This window comes from Kosakonia sp. R1.Fl (assembly GCF_023516815.1).
Taxonomy (GTDB): Bacteria; Pseudomonadota; Gammaproteobacteria; order Enterobacterales; family Enterobacteriaceae; genus Kosakonia.
Map to the genome: position 1 here is coordinate 4722210 of NZ_JAMGSQ010000001.1, position 25569 is coordinate 4747778.

Consider the following 25569-nt stretch of genomic DNA (forward strand, 5'->3'; position numbering starts at 1 on the left):
GTGTTGTCTTATCTTTTCCCTCTTTGCCGTGACGTTATGACTGGAAATGCTTCGCGAAAAGCCCTGCAACATCGCTTGTGGGCGCTGTTTACCTTCTTTTTTATACCGGGGCTATTAATGGCCTCGTGGGCTACACGAACGCCTGCAATCCGCGATATTTTATCGGTTTCCACCGCGGAAATGGGCGTGGTGCTGTTTGGCCTGTCGGTCGGTTCGATGAGCGGCATTCTCTCCTCCGGATGGCTGGTGAAGCGCTTTGGCGCGCGGAAAGTGATCCGCGCCAGCATGTCGTTCAGCGTCATCGGCATGGTGGTGCTGAGTATCGCATTGTGGCTGGCGTCTCCGCTGTTATTTGCCGTTGGCCTGGCTCTTTTCGGCGGCAGCCTGGGTGCGGGCGAAGTGGCAATGAACATCGAAGGCGCGGAAGTCGAGCGTGAGATGGGCAAAACCGTGCTGCCAATGATGCACGGTTTTTACAGCTTCGGCACGCTGGTCGGCGCAGGCATTGGTATGAGCGTTACCGCTGTTGGCCTGGCGGCCAACTGGCACATTCTGGCGGCGGCACTGGTGGCGATTGTTCCCATAATGCTGGCGATTTCCGCCATTCCTCATGGCACCGGCAAAGACTCCGCCGAGGAGAAAGCGCGCGCGAAAAAAGGGCAACCGTTCTGGCGTGATACCCAACTGTTGCTGATTGGCGTGGTCGTGCTCGCAATGGCATTTGCCGAAGGTTCCGCCAACGACTGGCTGCCGCTATTGATGGTGGACGGGCACGGCTTTAGCCCGACGTCCGGCTCGCTTATCTACACCGGTTTTACTCTTGGAATGACCGTCGGGCGATTTATCGGTGGCTGGTTTATTGACCGTTACAGCCGCGTCACTGTGGTGCGCGCCAGCGCGTTGATGGGTGCGCTGGGCATCGGGCTGATTATCTTCGTTGATAGTGCCTGGGTGGCGGGCTTCTCGGTGATTTTGTGGGGACTTGGCGCCTCGCTCGGTTTCCCGCTGACCATTTCCGCCGCCAGCGATACCGGCCCGGACGCGGCAACCCGCGTCAGCGTGGTCGCCACCACCGGCTACCTGGCGTTTCTCGTCGGCCCGCCGCTGCTCGGTTTTCTCGGCGAGCACTACGGCCTGCGTAGCGCCATGCTGGTGGTGATGGGGCTGGTGCTGATTGCCGCCGTGGTTGCCCGCGCGGTCGCCAAACCGGCTCCGGAAACGCAGGCTGAAACCTGCTGATTACGCGGCGGCGCTGTTGATGAGCGCCGCCCTATCCTTCCAGCGAATTCCCTACTCGTTTATCACGCAGAAATACCACCATCAAGCCCAGCCACAGTAGGCCGTTAGCCAGGTTGAAGAGGCTGAACAAGCCATTGCCGCCGCTTAGCCAGGCGTGTTTACTGATTTCGATACCAACGGTAAAAATAAACATCTGCAACATGCCCATTGCCGCCGAAACGGTGCCTTTACTCATGTCGCTGGCAAACAAGGTCAGACGCACCAGCCCGGCGTTCGCCAGCCCGATACCAAAGGCGTACAGACTCAACCCGGCGGTCATCCATAAATAAGCATGCGAAGAGGCAACAGTCGCGACAGCTGCCAGCAGCAACCCGGCCGCAATTGGCCAGCCACCCATAATGATCAGCGCCCGCACGGTGCGCCTGGAAGTAAGCCGCGCCAGTACCAGGTTACCGATAATCAGCGCGCCAAAAATCGGCACCTGCAACAGGCCGTATTCATAGCTACTCAGTTGCTCGCCGCTGATGATGATAATCGGCGACTGGGCAATCCACGCCAGCAAAGGCAGGCTGACAAAACCTGTCGCCAGCGCCCCGGCGACAAAACGCAGGTTCTTCATCACTTCGACATAGTCGCGCCACAAGGCTTTAAAGGAGAGCTTTTCACCCAGCCGCGTGGCGGTCTCCGGCATCGCCCGTTGCAGGCCAAAAAAAGCGAATGCCGCCAGCAACGCGAACAGCACAAACATCCCCTGCCACGGCGCAGCATGCACCCACGCAGCCCCCACCAGCGGGCCAAGCAGCGGCGCTATCAGCGCCACGTTTGCCATCAGTGCGGTGATTTTTATGCACACCGCTTCTTCGAAAGATTCCTGGATCGCCGCGTAACCTACCGCGCCAATAAAGCACAGGCTAATGCCCTGCAAAAAGCGCAGTAACGTGAATTGCTCAATGTCCTGCGCCAGCAGTGTTGCCAGGCAAGTAACGATAAACCACACCACGCCGGTTAGCATCACCGGACGACGGCCAATGCGATCCGACAGCGGCCCCAGCAGCCACTGCAAAAACATGCCGCCCGCAAGGTAAGCGGTCATTGACGTTGGCACCCACTCAATACCGGCGTTGTACTGCTCCACCACGGCCAGCATGCCGGGCTGAATCATATCGTTGGCGATATAGGTGGAGAATTCGTAAAGCACCAGGCAGAGGGGAAACAGTAGCGCCCGTCGTCCCAGACGTTGGCTCGTTAAGGTATGGTTTTGCATGCAATCTCTTCATCTATGAAAAATCGCGCAGAGTGTAATCAAAGCCGCTATGCAGCGATAGGAAATTCTCTGTCACAGTTTAAATAAAGCACATTTCAGTTCGTTTAAGGTTCACTTAAGTGCACAGCCGTAAGATACGCCCTCAGTGGTTCGCTCCAGGAATGGTCTAACTCTCAGATGAGTAAGACAAAACCCCTTTACCGTTGACCATGCCGCTTTTATGGTGGGCGCTTTCGCGTCAATTTTGCTTATTTCATCAAAGAGTAACAAGCGTATGTTAGAGAGCCTGAATTACACCCTGTTTTATTGGATTAACGCCACGCCAGACTCTCCGCGCTGGCTGATTGCGTTTGCCGATTTTGCCGCCAGCGATTTGATTAGCATCGTGCCGCTGTTAGCCGTTGGCCTCTGGTTATGGGGTCCACGCGAGCAAGTGAATGCGCAACGCCAGCTGGTAATTAAAGTCACGCTGGCGATGCTGGTCAGTCTCTGTTGCTCGGCGTTACTGGGGCATTTTTTCCCCCACGATCGCCCCTTTGCCGATCGCGTGGGCTACAACTTCCTGCACCACGCGCCGGACAGTTCTTTCCCGAGCGATCACGGCACGGTGATCTTCACCTTTGCGGTCGCTTTCCTTGCCTGGCACCGTTTGTGGTCGGGCGCGCTGTTGATGGTCATCGGTCTGACCATCGCCTGGTCACGCGTTTATCTGGGCGTGCACTGGCCGCTGGATATGCTCGGCGCGCTGCTGGTTGGTATCGGCGGCTGTTTGTCGGCGCAAATCCTCTGGCAAGGCTTTGGCCCGGCGCTCTACCACAGTGTGCAACAACTCTATCGAGCCTGTTTCGCCATGCTGATTCGCCGCGGCTGGGTACGTGACTAAGCCCTGAGGCAAAGGTAATATGAACGCCCTGCTCAATGCAGGGCTTTCTTTTATTCAGGGGAATTATGGAAACAAGACGCGACGAACGGATTGGCCAGCTGCTGGCGGCGCTCAAGCGCAGCGATAAACTGCGCCTGAAAGAGGCGGCGACGCTGCTTGGCGTATCTGAAATGACCATTCGCCGCGATCTCAGCGCCAACAGCGCACCGGTCGTGCTGCTGGGCGGTTACATCGTCCTGGAGCCGCGCTCCGCCAGCCATTATCTGTTAAGCGATCAAAAAAATCGTCTGGTAGAAGAGAAGCGCCACGCGGCAAAACTTGCCGCCGGGCTACTTAAAGCACATCAGATGGCCTTTTTCGATTGTGGCACCACCACGCCATGGATCATTGAAGCCATTGCGGACGATCTGCCCTTCACCGGCGTCTGTTACTCGCTGAATACCTTTCTGGCATTACAGGAAAAACCGCAGTGTCGCGCCATTCTCAGTGGTGGTGAGTTTCACGCCAGTAACGCCATTTTCAAACCATTGAATTTCAACGAAACGCTGAATAATCTGCGCCCGGATATCGCCTTCTATTCGGCGGCGGGCGTGCATGCCGAGCAAGGCGCGACCTGTTTTAATCTGGAAGAGTTGCCGGTAAAACACTGGGCGATGGCCTGCGCGCAATACCACGTTCTGGTGGTGGATCACAGCAAGTTCGGCAAAGTGCGTTCGGCCTGCATGGGGCCATTGAGCCGCTTTGATGTGCTGGTCAGTGATTGTCGCCCCGACGAGGCGCTGGAGAACGAAGCAAAAAAACACCAGTTAACGTTGCTCTATTGACCGTGCCCGGCTGGGCACGGTCGAGGTTGTATCAGGAGAACCAGCCACCAAACCACTGATGAAATTTCAGCAACACAAAATCCCACATCCGGCCAATGAAACCGGCCTCTTCCACCGCTTCCATCACCACCAGCGGGCGTTGCTCAATGGTTTTACCGTTCAACTGAAAATCGATGGTGCCCACCACCTGACCTTTGGTCAGCGGAGCCTGCAGTTCCGGCTGCGTTAAGGTGTAGCTGGCTTTCAGGTTATTCAGTTGCCCCTTAGGAATGGTGATAGATCCTGCTTCACCCGCGCCAAGTTTCGCTTCACTCTCATCGCCAAACCACACGCGCTGGCTGACAAATGTCGCGTCAGGTTTGATAGGCGTAACCGTGTCGAAGAAACGGAAACCCCAGGTGAGCAATTTTTCCGACTCATTAAAACGGATGCGGTCGGTTTTCGCGCCCAGCACTACGGAAATCAGGCGCATATCACCTTGCGTCGCCGAGGCCACCAGGTTGTAACCCGCGCCATCGGTGGTGCCAGTTTTCATGCCATCCACGTTCATGCTGGTGCTCCACAGCAACCGGTTACGGTTCGGCTGGCGGATCTTATTGAAGGTGAACTCTTTTTCTTTATGAATGGCGTACTCATCCGGCACATCATGAATCAGTGCCTTGCCGAGCAGCGCCATATCACGCGCGGTGCTGAACTGCCCCGGCGCATCCAGGCCATGTACCGTTTTAAAGGTGGTATTGGTCAGGCCGAGTTTTTGCGCGTAGCTGTTCATCAGGCTGACGAATGAGTCCTGACTGCCCGCCACAAAATCTGCGATGGCGATACTGGCATCGTTGCCGGACTGGATAATCACGCCTTTGTTGAGATCGGCCACGGAAACCTGATCGCCAGGTTTCAGGAACATCAGCGAAGATCCGCGCAGCGCCGGGTTGCCAGTCGCCCAGGCGTCTTTGCCGACGGTCACTGTATCAGTGAGATGAATTTTTCCGGCTTTCAGCGCCTGGCCAACCACATAGCTGGTCATCAGTTTCGTGAGGCTGGCAGGATCAAGCTTCTCGTCAGCGTTGCCTTCTGCCAGCACCTTGCCGCTGGCGTAATCCATCAGGATCCACGCTCTCGCATCGACCGGGGGCGCACCCGGCGTCTGTTCCACCGCGTACAACGAAGGGGAGAAAAGCATCAACAGCGCAGAGCCCGCAACCAGGCTGCGAAGGGATAAAGAGAAATGCGTCATAGGGGCCACCCGAGTATCCATTCAAAAACGTCACAACACCGTGCCGCAACAAACGGTGAGTAATAGCGCACAAACGAAACGAAAAAAACCGTCACTGGGTAAAGTTTTTAAAGTTTACGCAATAACCGCGTGTTGCGTGCCGTTTGTGCTGAATATTTATCCCCTGAATAATTCGAGTTGCACCTTGCGCGTTGAGCCGTGCTTGCGCTGGCGCCGAAGGAACGACGCTTACGAAGAAACCGGTAACAAAACCCGCACATCTGCAACTTGAAGAATGTCGGAGATTGGCACACGATGAATGTCACACCGACACTCATTCACACCACTGAGGTAAAAATGATAACGCTATGGGGCAGAAATAACTCGACTAACGTCAAAAAAGTTCGCTGGCTGCTGGAAGAGCTGGAATTACCGTACCAGCATATTCTGGCGGGCAGAGAGTTCGGCGTGAACCATGAGCCTGAGTATCTGGCGATGAACCCGAATGGTCTGGTGCCGCTGCTACGGGACGATGAAACCAATGTGGTGCTGTGGGAATCCAACACCATCGTGCGTTACCTGGCGGCGCAGTACGGTCAGGGCCGTTTATGGGTGGAATCCCCTGCTGAGCGTGCGCAAGGGGAAAAGTGGATGGACTGGGCGCTGAGCACCCTTTCGCCAAAACATGGCCCACTGTTGCAGGGACTGGTGCGCACCGCGCCGGAACAGCGTGACAACGCCGCGATTGAAGCCAACAAAAACGCGCTGGATGGGCTGTTCGCGATGCTCGACGATGTGCTGGCAAAGCAGCGGTGGCTGTCCGGGGAAGCATTTGGCTGCGGAGATATCGCCGTCGGCCCGTTTATCTATAACCTTTATAATATCCCCGGATTACGCTGGGCACCGCACGCCAGCCTGCAACGCTGGTATGCGCAATTGTGCGAACGTCCCGGCTTCAAAAATGCGGTAATGATCCCGGTGACCTGAACCTGTTTTTAACCGGTGGCGCTGGCATTATCACCTGCTGTTGACAGCAAACGCGCCGGCGCCATCCGGTACACCCACGCGGCAATCTATAAAGTCTGGCAGCCAGCAGCAAAGACGTTACTCCTCTTCGCCCTCGCCATCCGCAAACAGTGGATCGTCTTCTAAGGGAACCAGGCTACTTTCATCCCACTCGATCTCATCCATTGCGTAGTCAATAATATCGACTTCGCAGCACTCCTCCAGCAGCGCTTCTGCCTCATCAAGGAGTTCGATTGCATCCTGATAAAACGCCATCACGTCAGGTTCGGCCACTTCGTCATTATTTATCGCGTCGAGTTTATGGATAGCAAAATCGATATTCTGCAAACTCTCCTGCAAAAGCGTCACCTCTTCGCCACACTCCATACCCGAAATCACCGCAGCATGATCATCGTTCAGCGCGTCATCCCGCTGAGTAAAAGCGTGACCGGCTAAGCCAGATTGTCTGGCAACCGACAGAAATGATTGTGATCTTTTCTTTAAAAAATTAGCCCGTTCTAATGAAAGACCCAACTGCTCAGTGGCGATATTATCCATCATACCCATCTCGTAAAGTGATATAAGATTTTGGTTACTGCTAAATAATTATTTTTCACATGGCTTGCATGCGGTACTGAACCGAAACACGCCGAAGCAATACCGGGACGGTTTCTATATACTGAAAGCAGGTACTAATGGTGCTGCTCATTTCCCTGGGGGAGCTGGAATTTAAATAATCATCCAATGTTATCAACGCACACTCATAGGTAAATAAAAAATCGGTCAACTCTGGCGGATATGGCTGCAGCGTCAGTTCATCGCGAAGCTCATTATACAGGGCCATCAATTTTTTCAGCGCAACGCAGGCATCTGTCCTTTTGTTTTCAAATGCATGCTCATTCAATGCAGGTTTGATAATGGCAAGTAGCGATCGATGAACGTTGGTATATTTTGAGTTAAGAAACATGAGTCACCTCTGACATCATAAATTTGCCAGCGTCTACACCCGGCGTTTTCATTGACGATTAAGAGCGATAAAAAAGACACATTCTAAAAAGGCGCAGCACTACTGCTGAGAGACAAACACTTGTCAAAAACGTAATGTTTGTATCTCAACATATTTTTATAGCCAGCGATCATGTCGCCGTAATTACCATTTAATTAAGACAATAAAATCATTACAACGTATTCAGCCTCGCGTTAATTCGACCGCCAACATCGCTGCCAAAACTATAATATTTTTCCTTCATAATATCGCCTTCACGCACCATCATAAAAACCCGACGCGATAAATTATTATCTTTGATATTAATATATTTAATACTATTGTGATCGTTACCAAGCGTTGAAAGCTTCGGAAAAAAGGAGACATTATCCGAATTTTTTACCATATATCTAATGGTTTCCAGATCGTTTGAAATACTCCGTGCATGGTTGAGTATCTCCTCGCTGCCAGGTTCAAGATTGAGATGTTCTGGCATCGATTTGGTCATAATGAGCTTATGCTTTTTCAGCTCATTGAGATCAATCACTTCTTGTTTCGACAGCGGATGGCTGTTGTTTACGCCCAACACAAATTGCTCTTCATAGAGCTGAGCTTCAAGGAAGTTATCATTATCAATAGGCCCTATCAGCAGCCCCAACTGTAATTGCCCTTTTCCTAACATACTCAGCAAATTATCTTCACTGACTTCATGGAGCTTGATCTCATTATCCGGGAATTTTTCTTTGAAGGCGCTGAACAGATCTTCATATATATACGATCCAAGCGTTGGTGTGACACCAATATTGATAACGCCAACCGGTTGGAAACGCAGCCGCTGCGCTAATTCATGCAGGTTATGTACCTCACGAAGAATATTTTCAATCAGCGGCAACAAATGCAAACCGATCGGCGACAGGCTAAACCCTTTACCTTTACGATGCAGTAGTGGAATACCTAATTCCTCTTCCAGTTTTTTGATTTGAATGCTCAGGGTGGGTTGAGAAACATCGCACTCCTCAGCCGCCTTCTGAAAATTCATATGTTTTATCAACGCGACGAAGTATTCCAAATCTTGCGTTCTCATAAAGCCAACTCTCCCGTGTGCAGACAAAAAACACAAAAACATCACACAACATAAGCCTTTTATATTTCAGCCAGGGTAGCAAACACGACCGCGACTGATGCGTGATTTTTCGTGCTAAATTTAATTTAAGTGCCATTTTCGGCACAACTATTCAGTTATTTGTTATATAAACAACGCTGTATTCTTTCTTATCAGTAATCGAAAATCTGGCGCAAAACTTTAATTGTTAATTCATATCGTCAACCGTTTAATAGGATGCAACGATGCAATAATGTAAGAATTTGCTTTTAGTACCCACATTATGGGCAACATTTAACCTTTCCAGACAAATAACGTTGAAGGCAATAACCTATTTAAATATCAGCCTAACAGTATCCTTGCGTCAGGAAAAGCGAATTTACCTGTTTTAAAGTTACAAAAAATAATCTTCCCGCCAAGAATGATTCAATAATACTTAATTATAGTTTAGCAATACTAAAATAACTTAATACGGTTATTCTTATTTAACGACAACCTATCCGGAATTATGATCGGGTGTGCCTATAAGTATTATTAGGATAGAATACGCCAGCGGCAATGAAAATATATTTACAACCACTATTAGCTATAAAATCATCGCATTAAATCGTTTCATTTATAAAAATAAACTATTAGGCATTTAAATTTAAAGTTTTATTCCCTGCGGACGATATCCATTTCGCCCAGCGATATTGGGCAATACTGATAGATTAATTCTATATTTCTGGAGAAATGAAATGGCCGTTATTAATACCAACACCTTGTCTTTAATGACCCAAAATAATCTGAGCAAATCTCAGTCTTCTTTAGGCACGTCTATTGAGCGTCTGTCATCCGGCCTGCGTATTAATAGCGCAAAAGATGATGCGGCTGGCCAGGCAATTGCTAACCGTTTCACGTCAAATATTAATGGCCTTTCCGTTGCGGTGCGTAACGCGAATGACGGCATTTCACTGGCGCAAACCACCGAAGGCGCACTGAGCGAAGTGAATAATAACCTGCAGCGTATTCGCGACCTGACTGTTCAGGCGCAGAATGGCTCTAACTCCGCATCCGATGTCGACTCCATCCAGGCGGAAGTTAACCAGCGTATGGAAGAGATCAACCGTATTACCACCCAGACCGACTTTAACGGCCTGAAAGTGCTGAATACCGGCTCGGGCGACAGCCAGTATAATTTCCAGGTTGGCGCGAAAGATGGCGAAACCATCAGCATTACCGTGAGCAGCAGTGACGCGTTCAACCTCTACAACACCACCGGTGCAACGGCCGCAACAACAGGCCAGATCGTCAACGGCAGCGCACGTTCTACTGACGCGCATGGTTTCGACGTGCTGCAGGGCGTTGTCAGCTCCGGCGGTACCACAGATGGTAATCCGCTGGCCGATCTGGATAAAGCCATCAAAGCCGTGGATACCGAACGCAGCCTGCTCGGTGCTTCGCAGAACCGTTTTGAATCAACGATTTCCAACCTGAACAATACGACGAACAACCTGTCGGCAGCGCGCAGCCGTATTCAGGATTCTGACTACGCAACAGAAGTGTCTAACATGTCCCGTTCGCAGATCCTGCAACAAGCTGGCAGCTCTGTACTGGCGCAGGCTAACCAGGTTCCGCAGACCATGCTGTCCCTGCTGCGTTAAGTTGTGTGAAATCCGCTTACCTCCTTCAGAGCGGATTTCAAAGATGTAATTCCTTGACTAACACCCGCTTTGTCATGAGGGCGGGCTTCATTGAGCATAACGAATTTATTTTTCTTTTTTATCCCGCATATGTTGATGGCATTGCGGGATTTTTTTATTGAAAGGAATGTGTTTTTATGCGAGATAAACAGCTAAAAAAAGTGAATGCAATAATATTGCATTCACAAAAAGAACAATTAGAGGATATCAATAAGCACAACAACGAGGGTGAAGCACTAACAACATAAATTACAGGCCAAGGCTATTGAGCAACTCGTCAATATCTTCTTGCCCGGTCGGTTGCGAAGCTGAATCAACGCTGACTTTATTGATGGCCGCGCGTCCTTCTCGTGGTACGTTTTCTAACAGCACATTCAGGAACTCTTTCTCAATATTTTCCAGCAACGCCATCATGCGCAAAATAATCCGCGCCGTGGTATCCGGGAAATCCTGCGCCATCATAATTTCCCGTAGCCAGGATTTGGTGGCTTCGGTGCAATGGGGAACCGAGTCCAGCCAACCGCGCGTGGCGCGGGCAAGCGCCATTGTCTCGTCGATACTTGCGGCTTCATTATGTTGCTGCCATTGCGCAAGCAACTGGCTGGCTTGCTGGCTCAGTTGCTCCTGCAGGGGTTGTGTCAGTTCGATATAGTTGAGCGTCTTGCCGGAGGCCTGCGCCGTAAGATCGACCACATATTGCAGCCGGCTGCGCGCATCGGGAATGGAATTAGCCAGTTCAGCAATGGTGATATCGTGGCCTAACTCACGCAGGCTGCTTCTTAACATGCGGGTGACGTTACCAATGCGGGAAATCAATTCATAAATATCCGTCGACGTACCCGAAATACCTTGATGATGCATTATTACCTCTCCTTTAACGCATACTCTAAGATATTCAGTTATCGGCAATCTCTGCTGGCACTTAAATAAAAGACGCCACATAGCCAGCCGCTATAAAAATAAAAAAGTGGGCATTATTTTATTTAAAAACAATCAACAGAGAACACTTATATAAAAACAAAATATAGCTTTTGCCTGTTAACGCCAGAACGGAAAATATCTACAACTAATATGCAAAATGAAGAAAGGGGAATATCCCCTTTCTGCTTCAGGAGGCTGGACTGACTTTCCACAATGCGCCATCAGATTCATCGGTCAGCACATAGAGATAACCGTCCGGTCCAACGCGTACATCGCGAATGCGCTGCCCACGATCGCCAAGAATTCGGCCATCTTCCGTCACCTTGTCACCCCGTACGCTCATGACGATGACATTTTTATCTTTCAGCGCGCCGATAAACAGTTTGTTTTTCCACTGCGGGAAAACGTCAGCGTTGTAGAAAGCCATACCGCTGATTGCCGGGGATTTTTTCCAGTAAAAGATCGGTTGCTCGGTTCCGGCGACAATCTCCCCTTTCGCTTCCGGGATCTTCAGCCCGCTATAGTTGATGCCCCAGGTGGCAATTGGCCAGCCGTAATTTTTCCCCTTTTGCGGAATGTTGATCTCATCGCCACCGCGCGGGCCATGCTCGTTGAGCCACAACGCGTTACTCCACGGGTTCATCGCCATTCCCTGCGGATTGCGAATACCGTAAGACCAGATCTCCGCTCGCGCCCCTGCTTTACCGGCAAACGGGTTATCCTGCGGCACCTTGCCCTGGTCCGTCAACCGCACCAGTTTGCCCTGTAATTTATCCAGATCCTGCGCCGTCGAACGCTGGTTGTTCTCGCCCAGCGCAATCCATAAATAGCCTTTGCCATCAAACACCAGCCGACCGCCAAAATGGTTACCGGTGGAGAGTTTCGGCTGCTGGCGGAACACCGTCTGAAAATCGTCGAGGCGTTTAAAATCCTCGCTAAGACGGCCATACCCGACCGCCGTTCCGGCTTTATCATCCTGCCCCGCTTCGGCATAGCTCAGCCACACCCGGCGAGACTGGGCAAAATCCGGTGCCAGCGCCACATCCAGCAAGCCCCCCTGACCATGCGCCCAGACGTCGGGAACGCCAGTAATCGGGTCGGAAATGCCCTTATCTTGTTGCCATAAACGCAGTTGCCCACCACGCAGGGTAATTAACATGCCCTGATTATCGGGCAGAAACGCCAGCGCCCAGGGGTGATCGAGTTTGGTTTGCAATACATCGACTTTCACCGCAGCAGGTGCGGCGCACACCGAGAGGGAGAGAAACAGAAAAAGCAGCGGGATCTGGCGCATACGGCGCTCCTTTATGCAGTTTTTTATTCTGATAAAGGGTAGACCGCGCAGTGCGGGCAGAAGCGACTTTTACACTGCCTATACACAACCGCATCACGATTGTTGCAGTAAAAACGGGGGGCAACATGGCGGAGGAGGCAGACGCAGGAAGGGGGAGTTTCCTCCCCCTGGTATCAGGCTTCTTCGAGCGGTGAATGCTCGTTCAGATACTGAATGCAGTAATTAAGCACATTCAGCGAACGTTCCAGCTTATCGACATTCACCGAAATGTAGGTGGGACAATCCTGTCGCCCGCTCATCAGACAAACAGCTGCTGAGGAGAGCGCTTCCTCGGCGCGGTATATCGCACTACGTGAGTCGCGATCCGGCATTTCGTTTAACCGTTCGCCTTTATCGCGGATCTCCAGCGCCAGGGCAAAGAAGCGTTCACGCAGACGATCATTTTCGCTGACCGACATATACCCTTTCGCTTTTCGCATCTGGATATAGGCCGCAAGGTCACTTCGGGCAGCAATCAACTTCGTCAGCAGACGACGCGCAAGTTCATCAACGGTCATACATCTTCCCCCCTTGTCAGCCAGTGTAGGATCATAGTATGGTCGCTTTTTGAACAAAAGCATGCGTCCGGTCAATATTTAATTTTATCTGCCGGACCTTTACATTTCACTTAAAGTGAGCCAGGCCAGCCAACCAGCGTGATCGGTAATGCCCCGCGCGCCCAGCAATCCATAATTTTCACAAATGAATCAGTTAACTCGCTCAATCTTACCCGCCGCTCACTGAGCCAGACTGCCCCCATCACGCCCCCGCACGACTGTTCTCACCCTTGCGCGTCTGTCGCCATGCATTACGCTTTATCCCGGGTGTTTGCCGTCCGCTAATGCCATGAGCGACCGCGATGCGCTGGCACGCATCTGCAGGTGGTCAGAATGCATTTGTCTGGTGTATTGTTTTTAAACGATTAATTACACGAATGGACACCTGCAACATGCTTAAAATTCTTGGTAAAACGACGTCGATCAATGTGCGCAAAGTGCTCTGGACCTGTGAAGAAGCCGGGCTGGATTATGTGCAGGAAGATTACGGCAGCGGTTTTGCCTCCACTGAAACGGAAGAGTTTCGCGCCATGAACCCCAACGCGATGGTGCCGGTACTGATAGACGACGGTTTTGTATTGTGGGAATCCAACTCAATTTGCCGTTATCTGGTGCGTAAAGCCGGGCGTGAGGATTTGCTTCCCGGTGAGCCGCAAGCCTGCGCCAACGTTGAACACTGGATGGACTGGCAGGCCACCGAGTTCAACAACGCCTGGCGTTATGTTTTCCCGGCGCTGGCGCGCAAAAACCCGGCGTTTAACGACCCGAAAGCCATCGCAGCAGGCATCAAAGAGTGGAATCACTGCATCGGTATTCTGGAACAGCAGTTGCAGCGCACCGGAGCATTCGCCGCAGGCGACACCTTTACGCTGGCGGATGTGGTACTGGGGCTGTCGGTCAACCGCTGGAAAATGACGCCGTTTGACCACCCGTCCGTTCCCGCTATCGATGCGTGGTTTGAACGATTAAACCAGCGCCCGGCATTTTTGCGCCACGGCAATAATGGCATGGTGTAAGGCGATGCCATCCCAGGCGCAAGTTGCCCGTGATTACACGTCGGCGTATCCCGATCCGATTGCGGTCGGCAAAGGCGAACGAGTACTGATAAGCCACTGTGATTTGCAGTGGCGTGGCTGGGTATGGGTGACGTTAGCGTCGGGGAAAAGTGGTTGGGCGCCGCAGCAACTTTTCGCACCACTCAGCGCGTGCGAAGGAAGTGCGCTTGACGACTACTGCGCGCATGAACTGACCGTGCATGCGGGAGAATCGCTTACGCTGATTCACGCCCTTAACGGCTGGTATTACGCGCAGAAAGCGGACGGGGAAAAGGGTTGGCTGCCGCAGGCGTGCGTCATGGAATGGGAAAAATAGTGGAAATCAAATGAAGCGAGAGCGCTATAACTTATCGATTGCGGTATTTGTTTTGCTGAAAAAAGAGAACCAGATTTGCATGCTTAAGCGCACCGGAACAGGCTGGATGGACGGTTGCTATAGCTTACCCGCCGGCGGGCTGGAACAGAACGAAAAACTGGCCGAAGCAGCGGCACGGGAAGCCAACGAGGAGACAGGCGTTATTATCGCGCCGGATGATCTTCAGCTGGCGCATACGCTACACGTCTGGACTGAGAATCGCTCGTGGATGGGCCACTTTTTCAGTTGCACACGCTGGCAGGGCGAACCGTTTATCGCCGAGCCGGAGAAACATGGCGATTTATGCTGGCACGCCATTGACGATTTACCTGAAAACACGATTGGCTATGTCAAACAGGCAATTGCACAGATCACTGGCGGGCAACCCTATTCCGAATACGGTTGGTAAACGCGGCTTTAGCGCCAGATTTTAGCCCGCAGTACGTTGACACTGCGGGCTAAAAGCCAGGCGATTACCAGCACAATGATCACCAGCATAATGGTACTCGGCGGATCCATCCCCCATTCGTAGGTATCGGTAATCAGCTGATGCCGCCAGAGCAGATCAAATAACCAGCCCGATGACCATTCCCAGAACTGGTTAACCGGCTTGATGACAGCGCTAATAAAAAAGGCGAGCACCACATACAGCAGCCCCGCCAGAATCTTAATGATTGCCCTGCGCATCGTTTTTCCCTTCTTTTATTGGTAAACCGGACGGTTTTACCAGCGCGGGAACGGCATAGCAATGGCAACGCGCTAACTGCATCGCCCACTTTTACCGCGATGGTGCAGGCGCGTTACTTTTCAATCGGGTTGTTCCTGCTCTTGTAGATATCCGGGCGGGCAATCGTCCACGTGTAATCGGGCCGGTTGATTGGCACATAACCCGCCTGCGCGTACAGCCAGGGCGCAGTGGAAGTAAAGAGAACAATCCGCCGCAGTTTTTCAAAAACCGGGTGCGCATGACAGCAGGCGATTAACCATTTCCCCAGTTTTTTCCCCTGATACGCTTCCAGAATATACACATCACACAGATACGCGAAGGTGGCGTAATCGGTGACTAACCGGGCAAAACCTATCTGCTCATTACCATGAAAAAGGCCGAAATTAAGGCTATTTTGCACAGAGATCGCCACCGTTTCACGATCAATCCCCACCGCCCATGTGGATCGCGTCAGATAACGGTGGATAGCAGCAATATCCTGCTTTTCGGCGTCGGTTGTTACCAGGTAATCCTCTTTACGCCATTCCTGAACGTCGAAACTTGCCATGACTCTGCCCTTAACACGTGCGGAAAACGTTCAAATTAGCATGAATTTTGTGCGCTGGTGAGCGCGAGAAAAGACGAAAACCAGGGGCTTTTTCGCCGCGCAAGCGAAGCGCATAGTAATAATTTACATCGCGCAGGGTAAACGAACGTAGCCTGATGCCGATAACTCAATTGCCCCAACCGTTTCATTTACAAGGAAGATGTCATGAAAACCTATGTGTTCTACTCCAGTGACATTGCCGTGAATGTCTATGAGAAAAAAGCCTTGTCCACCGAAGAAGCGCGCCAGCTTAAAGCTGAAGGCTTTCGCAAAATGCCGTTTGAAACCCAGGCAGAAGACGAAGCGCAGGCAATTGATATCATGCTGGCGCATTTCAAAGAGAATCTGGAAGCGCTTGAAGAGTTCACCAAAGACTGGTGCATTCCCGCCACTATTTTCGCCGCGATTTATGCGTTGAGCTAAGCCGCAGAAGGCCGCATTCGCGGCCTCTTTTACTGTGCTTCGGCAAGTGTCTCGCCAGAAACATCTAGCAGCGCCGAGTGCATCGAGGCGTCAAACATCGCGCCGTGCGTGAGGCCTGGGTAAAGCCGGTAAGTCGCCGGTATTCCTCTGCTACGCAGGCGTGAAACCGTCTGGCTTAGCGCATTTAACACGTCTGACGTGGCGTTTTCGTCCCGCGTTTTTCTGTCGCCGTCGCCTTCCATAAACCACAGTGATTTCTGGCTACCCTGCGCTTCATTGACCTGCTCAAGTGCGTTGAGCAGCGCAGCGTTATGACGATCCAGCGAAGGAACGGCCGAGTAAAATGTGTAAAAAAAGTCGGACGACAAAAAGCTCTCCAGCACGAACAATCCCCCATAAGAGTGACCCCACAGCGCCCGCTTTTGCGGGTCGATAGCGAGATCTTTCTCAGCCTGCGGTGCAATGGTGCGCTCCAGTAAGGTGCGGAAAACCGCGCTACCGCCACCGGTTCTGCCGCGCATATTCTGCGGACTACCCTGCGTTGCGGGCGTGTAATCATACGCTCTGGCGGTTAGGTCAAACGGCAGATCGGTCTGATAGCCAATCGCCACCAGCACGGGCGCATCGCACAGCGACAGTTTTTGCAACAGCTCATCAGATAAGCGGTCCATTACCGCGTTACCGTCCAGCAGATAGAGCACCGGGTAACCGCTGGCGGGCGGTTTTTTATTCGGGATGGCAGTCCACACTTTGTAATGGCGCTTGCCATCGGCGGAATCAAAGGTGTTGACGGTGAAATGGTAAAACGCAGAGCCTTTATCGGCGATATTCGGCCCCAACGGCGTCATGTCCGGGCGGGCATAACCGTTAGCCGCGCAGAGCAACAGCAAAATCGCCGCCAGCTGGCGAATCACTGCGCTCAAGGTAGAAAAACCGCCTGCGTTAAACGCGCTTAACCGCAGGAATGTAGAGCCATTTTTAAATGAACGCGTGAACATTATCCTTCCCTGGTACAAGAAACTAACAGCAGCAAAGTTAATGCGAATCATTATTGATTGCAACCAAAATGGCCTATCCTGCGGCCTCGTCTGATAACCGCTACAGGCTTCTTATCTGGAAACAAAAATCATACTTTCGTATGAGAAAACTTTGCGCCGCTGCGTCTGATAATTCAGCAATACCTCCACATTCTGGATCGTTACCATGCGAGCGATACCCTCTCTTCTGCTGCTTATTTTATGTAGCTTAATCAAGCAGGTGGATGCTCGCGAAACCAGCACCCTCGGCAATAACAGGCTAGATATTGAGCAATACCAGAACGATGATTTACTCAAAAAACATCCGTTCGCGAAGGGAATAAAATCCGCTGAGCATGAATCAATTCTGTTCAATCTTTCCATTCGCGACATGCAGCAGGAGGGTATTAATCAGTACCCGACGCGTAACGAAGATAATAAATATGTCATCGAGAAACTGAAGTTACCGGCAAGCAGCATTGCGGAAAATACACCAGCCTGTGATTCAGCTACGGCTGACTTTTATCGTACCCGCGGCAATAAAGAATCGGCGCAATTAGTCATTACCCGCTGTCAAAAAAAGCTGGAAAAGAATAACGTTGAGACATTTCCATATGCCGCTAAATTTATTCCTTCGGTTGTTTATCTGCGATCTTCATTAGAAGCGTGTACCGGCTTTTTAATCAACACCACCACCGTTGTTACCGCTGCGCATTGTAATGTAGATACGGCTTATTTTAGTAATGGCGAGTCGAGGAAAGTCAGTAAACAAAATGGCAAAGTGTGTTTTAAAACCGAGGGAAGTTATTGCGATTATGCTGCGTTAACGATTGATAAAATCGACGTTGCCTCGCCCCCTCTTCAGTGGCAACAAGCCGACGTTAATGATGAATTATGGATAGCGGGCGTGGCTATTTCATCCCTTGAAACCATCCCGGACCGTTATCCGACTTCTAATATGGCGGCAACCGATAATCAACAAAATAAAAGCTGCAAAGTGGTTTATATCAACGATAACTGTCTTATTCATCTGTGTACTGTGCTTGAGGGTTTTTCCGGGGCGCCAATCGTTAATGTGACGAAAAGCAAAAAAGAAAATAGCGTTGTAATAAGTGGCATACATATTTCATCAAAACAGACTCTCAGTAAAGAGATGTGCAAATTAGACACCGAAAAATTACTGGCTAATTACGCTGTACCGAAATCAAAACTCCCCTTTTAAGAGGTAATCCCCTATGCCTGTAAAAAGAACACTTCTCTTTATCAGCGCACTCCTCACAGGGTGTGCAAATGAGCATGTAAACACTGTGAGTTATAACCCGCAGGCAATAAAAGAGGGCGGTATTGAAGAGATGCGCGCGTTTATATCGGGAGATCCCTGCCCAGCTGCATTAGATGAGGACAGAGGTTCTAATGAAGCCGCCGCGCTATTATTAGCGGTGGCTACGCCGATCCTTAGTGAAACCCTTAAATATGGATTTTCGCTAATATCAAAAGTTGGCAGCAATATGGCAAAACCCTATCCAGTAAATGCTTATATTTATCCGAATGAAACCACGCTTATTTCCAGCGCGCAATGCTTGACGCTGGTTTATGGTCAGTTTGGCGGTTCGGGGAAAAATAACCTGACAACACCCGGATTACCCTATCAATATTACAATACGCCACTTCTGGCCGGACAATTAACCAGCAATCTCGGCTTTGCCATGCAAATTAAAATACAGCGTAGCGAAGAGCGATTATCGTTTGTTCCGTATTCTCTTTTTTACCCCAAACAACTGCGACCATACGGCATGAATAATCATCACGGGTTAACCGTGGCAATAGATTTTGGTGGTAATGATGTCACGATGGAATTCGATAAAGTAGAGGTTGGTCGCTATTACAATCAAAAAGCGGTGATTACGCACGGCAAAACCATTGAGCTGGCAAAAGTGACGCCGTATACCCTGAAAATTACGGTAACGGAGGGGCCAGACAATGAAACGCTCGCCGGGCTGCTGCAAGCGGTGTCATCAAGTGATGTCGTCGCGGCGCAGCAGCAGCTCCTCAAAACCTATATCGATAAAAAAATCGCCGAAAAAACGGGAAAATAAAAACCAGTCATAGCGGTTAAAAGCCTGCCTGTTCGGGACATACAAGGCGCTATTAACGGCTAACCGCGAATAGCGCAACGGACTTAACGCTGCGCTATTTCCCCGCTGCGGGTAAATTGCTGTTCCAGCATCGAGCTTCCCCACTGTTCGCCCTGCCACTCTTTGCTCAGGGTGAAACCGAAAGATTCGTAAAGGGCGCGCGCGGCGTTCAGCCCGCTGAATGTCCAGAGCTGCACCGCAGAAAACTGTTGTTCATCGCAAAACTGCATCGCTTTGGCGAGCAGTTGACGTCCCATGCCGGTGCCACGGCATTCATCATCAAGAATAAACCAGCGCAGATGCGCCTCGTTATTGCCTAAATCTTCCCCATCAATGGCAACCGAGCCAACGATTTTGCCCTGATGTACCGCGAGCCAGATATTATTGCGCGAATTCTCCAGACGCCCGGCGAATTCGGCCAGGCCCGCAGCCACTTTGCTTTCAAAAAAATAGCCGAAACCATAATGTTGCGAATAGTAGCTGGCGTGCATTTCGCTGATACGGCCAATCATTCCCGGCAGATAACCGGTGACGATTTCTGGCTTTTCACGGGCCGGAAGCGGAGCGCCCTGGCGGCAGGCTTCAAGCGCTGTAGCATAGGCCGACAAGCCGCGAGCTACTGCCTCCTGTTCGGCAGAAGTCAGATGCTGCAGCGCCTCACGCACCCGCATCGCACCGTAGCTGTTAATGCGCGCGACGCTCGCTTTGCCCTGCGCGGTCAACTGTAGCGTTTTATAGCGCGCATCCTCAGCCGAGGGAACGTCCTGCAATTCACCAGCGGCGATAAGCCGGCTCAGCATACGGCTGACGCTTGATTTCTCCAGCCCCAGGATCTGCACCAGTTGCGCTGCCGTCATCGCCCCCTGCTTTTCCACTTCCAGCAAAGTATGTACGGCGGAAGGGGAATAATCCGTCGCCGCAAGCGTGCTGTTCATAAAGCCCAGCTCACGCACCATCCGCCGTGATGCGGAACGGATATCGTTGATCAGTTGGTCAGCGGTCACGTTGTTACCTCATAGGGGAGTAGATAGTTGTGCAATACAACCATCAACAAACCAGGCTGTCAACATAGCTTTTTATAGGGTCAAAAGCGCTATGACTGGACACGCGACACTACGTGTTACTACACGGTTTCAAGAAGGCTAATCCCGACGCCTGATTTTGCAGGCGCAGGGCAAACATAAGGAGAAACACCACAAGCGACAAGGGTTTACAGCTAACTTAATGAATAGATTGATATTACTGGAAGCGTGCTCGCAAATCCCGATGCGGTAACACAGGAGCCGTTGATGGTGTCCCAGCCCGTATTGCCGCGTCAGCTACACCTTTCCCGCCCAAAAGCTGCATGTTGCTGTTCAGAATTCCCTGCGCTCCCGCTTAATTACCCTATAAATCCAGGCGAGAGCCCTGTACAATCCCTGCCCTAAGATCCTATAACTGATTAATTTTTGAACTATGAGCAATGTGAACCTGCAGCCGAAAATCGGCTTTGTCTCTCTTGGCTGCCCAAAAAACCTGGTGGATTCCGAACGGATTCTCACCGAACTGCGCACCGAAGGTTATGACGTGGTGCCAAGCTATGACAACGCTGACATGGTTATCGTCAATACCTGCGGTTTTATCGACAGCGCGGTGCAAGAGTCGCTGGAAGCCATCGGCGAAGCGCTGAATGAAAACGGCAAGGTGATTGTGACCGGCTGCCTGGGCGCAAAAGAGGATCAGATCCGTGAAGTGCACCCGAAAGTGCTGGAGATCACCGGGCCGCACAGCTATGAGCAGGTGCTGGAACATGTTCATCACTATGTGCCGAAACCAAAGCACAATCCGTTCCTGAGCCTGGTGCCGGAACAGGGCGTCAAACTGACGCCGCGCCACTACGCTTACCTGAAAATTTCCGAAGGCTGTAACCACCGCTGCACGTTCTGCATTATCCCGTCAATGCGCGGCGATCTGGTAAGCCGCCCGATTGGCGACGTGTTAGCCGAAGCCAAACGTCTGGTCGATGCGGGCGTGAAAGAGCTGCTGGTGATCTCCCAGGACACTTCCGCCTACGGCGTGGATGTAAAACACCGCATGGGCTTTCACAACGGCGAGCCGGTGAAAACCAGCATGGTTGGCCTGTGCGAGCAACTGGCGAAACTCGGTGTCTGGACGCGTCTGCACTACGTTTACCCGTATCCGCACGTGGATGACGTCATTCCGCTGATGGCGGAAGGCAAAATCCTGCCGTATCTGGATATCCCGCTGCAACACGCCAGCCCGCGCATTCTCAAACTGATGAAGCGCCCTGGCGCGGTCGACAGGCAACTGGCGCGCATTAAGCAGTGGCGTGAAATCTGCCCGGAACTGACCCTGCGTTCCACCTTTATCGTCGGTTTCCCTGGCGAAACCGAAGAAGATTTCCAGATGCTGCTCGATTTCCTCAAAGAAGCGCGTCTGGATCGCGTCGGCTGCTTTAAATACAGCCCGGTAGAAGGCGCAACCGCCAACGAACTGGCCGATCAGGTGCCGGAAGAGGTGAAAGAGGAACGCTGGAACCGCTTTATGCAGTTGCAACAACAGATCTCCGCCGAGCGCTTGCAGGAAAAAATCGGTCGCGAAATTCTGGTGATCATCGATGAAGTGGACGAAGAAGGCGCGATTGGCCGCAGCATGGCAGACGCCCCGGAAATCGACGGCGCGATGTACCTGAACGGCGAAACCGGTGTTAAACCGGGCGACATTATCCGCGTGAAAGTGGAAAACGCCGACGAATACGATCTGTGGGGCTCCCGCGTTTAAGCCTTCCTTCCCTCTCCTCCCACGGAGAGGGAATCTCCTACCCCTTAATCTTCGGATCCAGCGCGTCGCGCAAGCCATCACCCAGCAGGTTAAACGCCAGCACCGTCAGAAAAATTGCCAGCGAAGGGAACAGCGCCACATGCGGCGCAATCACCATATCCGCACGCGCTTCATTGAGCATCGCGCCCCACTCCGGCGTGGGCGGCTGCGCGCCCAGGCCTAAAAATGACAGGCTGGCGGCAGAGATAATCGACGTGCCGATACGCATGGTGAAATAGACCACAATCGACGACACCGTACCCGGCAGAATATGGTGAAACAGGATCACCGCATCGCTGGCTCCGATGCTGCGCGCGGATTCGATAAAGGTTTGTTGCTTGAGCACCAGCGTGTTGCCGCGCACCAGACGGGCAAACGCCGGCACGGAGAACACCGCCACGGCGATGATCACGTTCGCCATGCCGCTGCCCATCACCGCCACCACCGCAATCGCCAGCAGAATGCCGGGAAACGCGAACAGCACATCACAGATGCGCATAATCAGGCGATCCCACCAACCTTCATAATAACCCGCCAGCAACCCCAGCACCGTGCCGATGAGCGCGCCAATCAGCACCGCAAAAAGACCAGCGGCAAGTGAAATCTGCGCGCCGACCAGCACCCGGCTTAAGATGTCGCGCCCCAGCGAATCAACGCCGAACCAGTGCACCAGCGACGGCCCTTCATTAAGCCGGTCATAGTCAAAATAGTTTTCCGCATCGAACGGGGCTATCCACGGGGCGACAATCGCCAGCAGGATCAGCAGCAGCACAAAAATTCCGGCGGCCATCGCCAGCGGCTGGCGGCAAAAACGCCGCCAGAACTCATGCCACGGCGTGCGCACATGCCCCGGTTTGACTACGGGCATGGCGTTTAGCACCGCCTGTCGACGCCAGTTTAATAATCGCATCCTTACTTGTACCTGATCGTGGGATTAAGGGCGGCGTAGAGCACATCCACCACTAAGTTGATAAGAATAAACTCCAGCGAGAAGAGCAGCACCTCGGCCTGAATCACCGGGTAATCGCGCATCTCCACCGAGTCCACCAGCAAACGGCCCAGCCCAGGCCAGTTGAAGACTTTCTCCACCACAATGGAGCCGCCGAGCAAAAAGCCAAATTGCAGCCCCATCATGGTGACCACCGGGATCAGCGCGTTGCGCAGACCATGTTTGAGAATAACCCACCGCTCGCTTACGCCTTTGGCACGTGCGGTGCGCATGTAGTCCTCGTTGAGCACTTCCACGAACGAGGCGCGGGTAAAACGCGCCATCACCGCCGCCACTGCCGCACCGAGCGTTAACGACGGCAAAATATAGTGTAGCCAGCTGTCAGCACCGACCGTCGGCAGCCAGCCGAGTTCAACCGAGAAGATCTGCATCAGCAACATGCCGAGCGCAAACGCCGGGAATGACATGCCCGTTACCGCCAGCGCCATCCCCAGATGATCCGGCCAGCGGTTGCGCCATACGGCGGCGGCAATTCCCGCGCCCAGCCCAAACAGCATTGCCCAGCACATACTGGTAATGGTCAGCAGCAGCGTCGGCATAAAGCGGCTGGCGATTTCCTCCACCACCGGGCGGCGCGAGGCCATCGAGATACCAAAATCGCCTTGCAGCACATTGCCGATATAGTGCCAGAACTGCCGCCACAGCGGCTGATCCAGCCCAAGCTGGCGGCGCACCAGCTCAATGACCTGCGCGTCGGCTTCCGGCCCGGCAATCAACCGCGCCGGATCGCCCGGCAGCAAGTGGACGAACAGAAACACCAGCACCGCCACAATCAGTAGCGTCGGGATCAGGCCCAGCAAACGTTTAATAATATAATTTTGCATTGTGCGTTCCCTCACGCCTCCTTTTGCTCTGCGAGGTGGAGTGAGTTATTTCACCAAATCCGCGTTATCAAAACTGAAGCCGGTATCGGGCATAATGTAGAAACCGGTGAGCTTCTTGTTATGCGCTGAAACCAACTTTTCCACCACCAGCGGCACCCACGGCGACTCCTGCCAGATGAGATCCTGCGCCTGTTTGTACAACTGCTCTTTCTCCGCAACATCCGTGGTTTTTAGCGCCTCGGCGAGGTCTTTATCCACTTGCGGATTGCTGTAAAACGCGGTGTTGAACTGCGTTGGCGGCCAGTTCCACGAGGCGAACAGCGGCGACAGCGCCCAGTCTGCTTCGCCGGTCGAGGCCGACCAGCCGGTGTAGAACATACGCACACCGCTCTGCGCCTGCCCTTTGGCTTCCACTTCCGCTGCGCGCTGCCCGGCGTCCATCGCCGTCACCTGCACTTTAATACCCACCTGCGCCAGTTGCTGCTGGGTAAACTGTAATACTTTCTGCGCGGTGCTGTGGTTATGCGACGACCACAAGGTGGTGCTGAACCCCTGCGGGTAACCGGCTTCTTTTAGCAGCTCGCGGGCTTTTGCTGGATCATACGGCCAGGGTTGATAGTCCTGTGAATAGGCAATGGTTGGCGGTACAACGCCCGTCGCGGGCGTCGCGAAACCGGCGAACGCCACTTTCACCAGTGCCGGTCGGTTAATGGCGTAGTTGATCGCCTCACGCACTTTCGGGTTATCGAACGGTTTTTGCGTGACATTCATGCTGATGTAACGCTGCATAATCGATGGGCTGGCGACCAGCTCCAGCTTGCTGTTTCTTTTCAGCACTTCCGCCTGCTCGTAGGGGATGGGGAACGCAAACTGCGCTTCGCCGGTTTGCAGCATCGCCGCGCGGGTGTTGTTGTCCACCACTGGCCGCCAGGTGATGGAGTCCAGCTTGGGTAAACCTTGCTGCCAGTAGCCGGCGAATCTCTTCACTTTCACATAGTCCGTCTGGTTCCACGCTTCCAGTTCATACGGGCCGGTGCCAACCGGGTGAAAACCAATGTCGTTGCCATATTTTTGCAGCGCCGCCGGAGAAATCATGACAGTGGCCGGATGCGCGAGAATATTGATAAACGCGGAAAAGGGCTGCTTAAGGGTAATTTTTACCGTGTAGGCATCCACCACATCGGTTTTCGCGATATTTTTATACAGGTTATAACGCTTCAGGCTGTTGCGCGGATTACTGGCGCGGTCGAGGTTGGCTTTTACCGCAGCGGCATCAAAATCCGTACCATCCTGGAACTTTACCCCGTGGCGCAAGTTGACGGTATAAACCATGCCGTCAGCGGAAACGCTGTAACTCTCTGCCAGCACGTATTCCAGCTGCATATCTTTATCAAGGCCAAATAGCCCCTGATAGAACGATTTCGCCACCGCCTGCGACAGCGTGTCGTTGGCATCATACGGGTCGAGGGTAGTGAAATTGGATCCCACCGCGACAACCACATCTTTCGCCGCAAAGGCCGGGATGGCGGTCAGCGCAAACATCACGCCGGCAAGTCCCCGCCAGTGCCGTGAAATGAATTGTGTCATGTTGCTCTCCTGAAGAACCCTGCC

General features: G+C 52.4%; 27 protein-coding genes. 12 read left to right on the forward strand and 15 right to left on the reverse strand.

Annotated features, from left to right (window positions below; translation table 11 throughout):
• Positions 1–36 precede the first annotated feature (36 nt).
• A complete protein-coding gene (locus M8Q36_RS22395; RefSeq protein ID WP_249882428.1) occupies positions 37–1239 on the forward strand; it encodes an MFS transporter in 1203 nt (400 codons plus the stop codon).
• A gap of 31 nt (positions 1240–1270) precedes the next feature.
• Here the strand turns inward: M8Q36_RS22395 and M8Q36_RS22400 are convergent, their stop codons facing one another.
• Complete coding sequence (locus M8Q36_RS22400; RefSeq protein WP_249882429.1) at positions 1271–2503, reverse strand: MFS transporter; 1233 nt, start codon at positions 2501–2503, stop codon at positions 1271–1273.
• Between the two features lie 274 nt (positions 2504–2777).
• On the opposite strand from M8Q36_RS22400, the gene ybjG reads away from it, so the two are divergent.
• Positions 2778–3386 carry an undecaprenyl-diphosphate phosphatase gene (ybjG, locus tag M8Q36_RS22405; protein WP_017456076.1) on the forward strand — a complete coding sequence of 203 codons (609 nt, stop codon included), beginning with the start codon at positions 2778–2780 and terminating at the stop codon, positions 3384–3386.
• Between the two features lie 65 nt (positions 3387–3451).
• Positions 3452–4210: a DNA-binding transcriptional repressor DeoR gene (gene deoR, locus M8Q36_RS22410; RefSeq protein ID WP_249882430.1), complete on the forward strand. Its 759-nt coding sequence runs from the start codon at positions 3452–3454 to the stop codon at positions 4208–4210.
• 31 nt (positions 4211–4241) lie between these two features.
• Here deoR and dacC read toward each other — a convergent pair whose 3' ends face one another.
• Positions 4242–5444 carry a serine-type D-Ala-D-Ala carboxypeptidase gene (gene dacC / locus M8Q36_RS22415; RefSeq protein ID WP_249882431.1) on the reverse strand — a complete coding sequence of 401 codons (1203 nt, stop codon included), beginning with the start codon at positions 5442–5444 and terminating at the stop codon, positions 4242–4244.
• A gap of 336 nt (positions 5445–5780) precedes the next feature.
• Here dacC and M8Q36_RS22420 point away from each other — a divergent pair, with 336 nt between their 5' ends.
• A complete protein-coding gene (locus M8Q36_RS22420; RefSeq protein WP_249882432.1) occupies positions 5781–6410 on the forward strand; it encodes a glutathione S-transferase family protein in 630 nt (209 codons plus the stop codon).
• Between the two features lie 117 nt (positions 6411–6527).
• On the opposite strand, the gene M8Q36_RS22425 is transcribed toward M8Q36_RS22420, so the two are convergent.
• The 3 genes from M8Q36_RS22425 to M8Q36_RS22435 all read right to left on the reverse strand — a co-directional run bounded on the left by M8Q36_RS22425 (position 6528) and on the right by M8Q36_RS22435 (position 8497).
• Entirely contained in the window at positions 6528–6989 is a 462-nt protein-coding gene (locus M8Q36_RS22425) for a hypothetical protein (protein WP_249882433.1), read from the reverse strand.
• Between the two features lie 52 nt (positions 6990–7041).
• Positions 7042–7395: a hypothetical protein gene (locus tag M8Q36_RS22430; RefSeq protein ID WP_249882434.1), complete on the reverse strand. Its 354-nt coding sequence runs from the start codon at positions 7393–7395 to the stop codon at positions 7042–7044.
• Positions 7396–7606: 211 nt separating this feature from the next.
• On the reverse strand, positions 7607–8497 hold the full coding sequence (locus M8Q36_RS22435) for a LysR substrate-binding domain-containing protein (RefSeq protein WP_249882435.1): 891 nt from the start codon (positions 8495–8497) through the stop codon (positions 7607–7609).
• 755 nt (positions 8498–9252) lie between these two features.
• Between M8Q36_RS22435 and M8Q36_RS22440 the strand changes: the two genes are divergently transcribed.
• A complete protein-coding gene (locus tag M8Q36_RS22440) occupies positions 9253–10158 on the forward strand; it encodes a flagellin N-terminal helical domain-containing protein (RefSeq protein ID WP_017456069.1) in 906 nt (301 codons plus the stop codon).
• A 288-nt stretch (positions 10159–10446) separates the two neighbouring features.
• Here the strand turns inward: M8Q36_RS22440 and M8Q36_RS22445 are convergent, their stop codons facing one another.
• From M8Q36_RS22445 to M8Q36_RS22455, 3 genes are all read right to left on the reverse strand, one after another.
• Entirely contained in the window at positions 10447–11058 is a 612-nt protein-coding gene (locus tag M8Q36_RS22445; RefSeq protein ID WP_249882436.1) for a protein phosphatase CheZ, read from the reverse strand.
• A 247-nt stretch (positions 11059–11305) separates the two neighbouring features.
• The gene (locus M8Q36_RS22450) at positions 11306–12412 is read right to left on the reverse strand and encodes a PQQ-dependent sugar dehydrogenase (RefSeq protein WP_249882437.1); all 1107 of its coding nucleotides are present in this window, start codon (positions 12410–12412) and stop codon (positions 11306–11308) included.
• A gap of 173 nt (positions 12413–12585) precedes the next feature.
• Entirely contained in the window at positions 12586–12969 is a 384-nt protein-coding gene (locus tag M8Q36_RS22455) for a biofilm formation regulator BssR (protein ID WP_017456065.1), read from the reverse strand.
• Between the two features lie 431 nt (positions 12970–13400).
• On the opposite strand from M8Q36_RS22455, the gene M8Q36_RS22460 reads away from it, so the two are divergent.
• From M8Q36_RS22460 to M8Q36_RS22470, 3 genes are read left to right on the forward strand one after another with little or no spacing between them, the layout of a single operon-like run.
• Positions 13401–14024: a glutathione S-transferase family protein gene (locus M8Q36_RS22460; RefSeq protein ID WP_249882438.1), complete on the forward strand. Its 624-nt coding sequence runs from the start codon at positions 13401–13403 to the stop codon at positions 14022–14024.
• 4 nt (positions 14025–14028) lie between these two features.
• Positions 14029–14379 carry an SH3 domain-containing protein gene (locus M8Q36_RS22465; protein WP_249882439.1) on the forward strand — a complete coding sequence of 117 codons (351 nt, stop codon included), beginning with the start codon at positions 14029–14031 and terminating at the stop codon, positions 14377–14379.
• A 10-nt stretch (positions 14380–14389) separates the two neighbouring features.
• Positions 14390–14827, forward strand: a complete 438-nt coding sequence (locus M8Q36_RS22470) for an NUDIX hydrolase (protein WP_249882440.1) — start codon at positions 14390–14392, stop codon at positions 14825–14827.
• An 8-nt stretch (positions 14828–14835) separates the two neighbouring features.
• On the opposite strand, the gene M8Q36_RS22475 is transcribed toward M8Q36_RS22470, so the two are convergent.
• Both M8Q36_RS22475 and M8Q36_RS22480 read right to left on the reverse strand, forming a co-directional pair.
• Positions 14836–15105 (reverse strand): hypothetical protein, encoded by a 270-nt coding sequence (locus tag M8Q36_RS22475; RefSeq protein WP_249882441.1) that lies wholly within the window; start codon positions 15103–15105, stop codon positions 14836–14838.
• Between the two features lie 113 nt (positions 15106–15218).
• Entirely contained in the window at positions 15219–15692 is a 474-nt protein-coding gene (locus M8Q36_RS22480; protein WP_249882442.1) for a GNAT family N-acetyltransferase, read from the reverse strand.
• A gap of 204 nt (positions 15693–15896) precedes the next feature.
• Between M8Q36_RS22480 and M8Q36_RS22485 the strand changes: the two genes are divergently transcribed.
• Positions 15897–16154, forward strand: coding sequence for a hypothetical protein (locus tag M8Q36_RS22485; protein WP_249882443.1), 258 nt, complete (start codon positions 15897–15899; stop codon positions 16152–16154).
• A gap of 29 nt (positions 16155–16183) precedes the next feature.
• On the opposite strand, the gene M8Q36_RS22490 is transcribed toward M8Q36_RS22485, so the two are convergent.
• Positions 16184–17152 (reverse strand): alpha/beta hydrolase, encoded by a 969-nt coding sequence (locus tag M8Q36_RS22490; protein ID WP_283945986.1) that lies wholly within the window; start codon positions 17150–17152, stop codon positions 16184–16186.
• 205 nt (positions 17153–17357) lie between these two features.
• Between M8Q36_RS22490 and M8Q36_RS22495 the strand changes: the two genes are divergently transcribed.
• Both M8Q36_RS22495 and M8Q36_RS22500 read left to right on the forward strand, forming a co-directional pair.
• Positions 17358–18392 carry a trypsin-like serine peptidase gene (locus M8Q36_RS22495; protein WP_249882444.1) on the forward strand — a complete coding sequence of 345 codons (1035 nt, stop codon included), beginning with the start codon at positions 17358–17360 and terminating at the stop codon, positions 18390–18392.
• Between the two features lie 13 nt (positions 18393–18405).
• A complete protein-coding gene (locus M8Q36_RS22500) occupies positions 18406–19266 on the forward strand; it encodes a hypothetical protein (RefSeq protein ID WP_249882445.1) in 861 nt (286 codons plus the stop codon).
• A gap of 83 nt (positions 19267–19349) precedes the next feature.
• Here M8Q36_RS22500 and M8Q36_RS22505 read toward each other — a convergent pair whose 3' ends face one another.
• Complete coding sequence (locus tag M8Q36_RS22505; protein WP_249882837.1) at positions 19350–20261, reverse strand: bifunctional helix-turn-helix transcriptional regulator/GNAT family N-acetyltransferase; 912 nt, start codon at positions 20259–20261, stop codon at positions 19350–19352.
• A 499-nt stretch (positions 20262–20760) separates the two neighbouring features.
• On the opposite strand from M8Q36_RS22505, the gene rimO reads away from it, so the two are divergent.
• Complete coding sequence (gene rimO, locus M8Q36_RS22510) at positions 20761–22086, forward strand: 30S ribosomal protein S12 methylthiotransferase RimO (protein ID WP_249882446.1); 1326 nt, start codon at positions 20761–20763, stop codon at positions 22084–22086.
• Between the two features lie 37 nt (positions 22087–22123).
• On the opposite strand, the gene gsiD is transcribed toward rimO, so the two are convergent.
• The 3 genes from gsiD to gsiB are packed head-to-tail and all read right to left on the reverse strand — an operon-like array spanning position 22124 to position 25545.
• A complete protein-coding gene (gene gsiD, locus M8Q36_RS22515) occupies positions 22124–23035 on the reverse strand; it encodes a glutathione ABC transporter permease GsiD (protein ID WP_020457157.1) in 912 nt (303 codons plus the stop codon).
• 2 nt (positions 23036–23037) lie between these two features.
• Entirely contained in the window at positions 23038–23958 is a 921-nt protein-coding gene (gene gsiC, locus M8Q36_RS22520) for a glutathione ABC transporter permease GsiC (RefSeq protein WP_249882447.1), read from the reverse strand.
• 45 nt (positions 23959–24003) lie between these two features.
• On the reverse strand, positions 24004–25545 hold the full coding sequence (gene gsiB / locus M8Q36_RS22525; protein WP_249882448.1) for a glutathione ABC transporter substrate-binding protein GsiB: 1542 nt from the start codon (positions 25543–25545) through the stop codon (positions 24004–24006).
• Between the last annotated feature and the right edge of the window lie 24 nt (positions 25546–25569).

Bases quoted from the DNA above. Each gene is read 5' to 3' on its own strand.
- M8Q36_RS22395 (WP_249882428.1), top strand. From the start codon at position 37: ATGACTGGAAATGCTTCGCGAAAAGCCCTGCAACATCGCTTGTGGGCG.
- M8Q36_RS22400 (WP_249882429.1), bottom strand. From the start codon at position 2,503: ATGCAAAACCATACCTTAACGAGCCAACGTCTGGGACGACGGGCGCTA.
- ybjG (WP_017456076.1), top strand. From the start codon at position 2,778: ATGTTAGAGAGCCTGAATTACACCCTGTTTTATTGGATTAACGCCACG.
- deoR (WP_249882430.1), top strand. From the start codon at position 3,452: ATGGAAACAAGACGCGACGAACGGATTGGCCAGCTGCTGGCGGCGCTC.
- dacC (WP_249882431.1), bottom strand. From the start codon at position 5,444: ATGACGCATTTCTCTTTATCCCTTCGCAGCCTGGTTGCGGGCTCTGCG.
- M8Q36_RS22420 (WP_249882432.1), top strand. From the start codon at position 5,781: ATGATAACGCTATGGGGCAGAAATAACTCGACTAACGTCAAAAAAGTT.
- M8Q36_RS22425 (WP_249882433.1), bottom strand. From the start codon at position 6,989: ATGATGGATAATATCGCCACTGAGCAGTTGGGTCTTTCATTAGAACGG.
- M8Q36_RS22430 (WP_249882434.1), bottom strand. From the start codon at position 7,395: ATGTTTCTTAACTCAAAATATACCAACGTTCATCGATCGCTACTTGCC.
- M8Q36_RS22435 (WP_249882435.1), bottom strand. From the start codon at position 8,497: ATGAGAACGCAAGATTTGGAATACTTCGTCGCGTTGATAAAACATATG.
- M8Q36_RS22440 (WP_017456069.1), top strand. From the start codon at position 9,253: ATGGCCGTTATTAATACCAACACCTTGTCTTTAATGACCCAAAATAAT.
- M8Q36_RS22445 (WP_249882436.1), bottom strand. From the start codon at position 11,058: ATGCATCATCAAGGTATTTCGGGTACGTCGACGGATATTTATGAATTG.
- M8Q36_RS22450 (WP_249882437.1), bottom strand. From the start codon at position 12,412: ATGCGCCAGATCCCGCTGCTTTTTCTGTTTCTCTCCCTCTCGGTGTGC.
- M8Q36_RS22455 (WP_017456065.1), bottom strand. From the start codon at position 12,969: ATGACCGTTGATGAACTTGCGCGTCGTCTGCTGACGAAGTTGATTGCT.
- M8Q36_RS22460 (WP_249882438.1), top strand. From the start codon at position 13,401: ATGCTTAAAATTCTTGGTAAAACGACGTCGATCAATGTGCGCAAAGTG.
- M8Q36_RS22465 (WP_249882439.1), top strand. From the start codon at position 14,029: ATGCCATCCCAGGCGCAAGTTGCCCGTGATTACACGTCGGCGTATCCC.
- M8Q36_RS22470 (WP_249882440.1), top strand. From the start codon at position 14,390: ATGAAGCGAGAGCGCTATAACTTATCGATTGCGGTATTTGTTTTGCTG.
- M8Q36_RS22475 (WP_249882441.1), bottom strand. From the start codon at position 15,105: ATGCGCAGGGCAATCATTAAGATTCTGGCGGGGCTGCTGTATGTGGTG.
- M8Q36_RS22480 (WP_249882442.1), bottom strand. From the start codon at position 15,692: ATGGCAAGTTTCGACGTTCAGGAATGGCGTAAAGAGGATTACCTGGTA.
- M8Q36_RS22485 (WP_249882443.1), top strand. From the start codon at position 15,897: ATGAAAACCTATGTGTTCTACTCCAGTGACATTGCCGTGAATGTCTAT.
- M8Q36_RS22490 (WP_283945986.1), bottom strand. From the start codon at position 17,152: ATGTTCACGCGTTCATTTAAAAATGGCTCTACATTCCTGCGGTTAAGC.
- M8Q36_RS22495 (WP_249882444.1), top strand. From the start codon at position 17,358: ATGCGAGCGATACCCTCTCTTCTGCTGCTTATTTTATGTAGCTTAATC.
- M8Q36_RS22500 (WP_249882445.1), top strand. From the start codon at position 18,406: ATGCCTGTAAAAAGAACACTTCTCTTTATCAGCGCACTCCTCACAGGG.
- M8Q36_RS22505 (WP_249882837.1), bottom strand. From the start codon at position 20,261: ATGGTGCGTGAGCTGGGCTTTATGAACAGCACGCTTGCGGCGACGGAT.
- rimO (WP_249882446.1), top strand. From the start codon at position 20,761: ATGAGCAATGTGAACCTGCAGCCGAAAATCGGCTTTGTCTCTCTTGGC.
- gsiD (WP_020457157.1), bottom strand. From the start codon at position 23,035: ATGCGATTATTAAACTGGCGTCGACAGGCGGTGCTAAACGCCATGCCC.
- gsiC (WP_249882447.1), bottom strand. From the start codon at position 23,958: ATGCAAAATTATATTATTAAACGTTTGCTGGGCCTGATCCCGACGCTA.
- gsiB (WP_249882448.1), bottom strand. From the start codon at position 25,545: ATGACACAATTCATTTCACGGCACTGGCGGGGACTTGCCGGCGTGATG.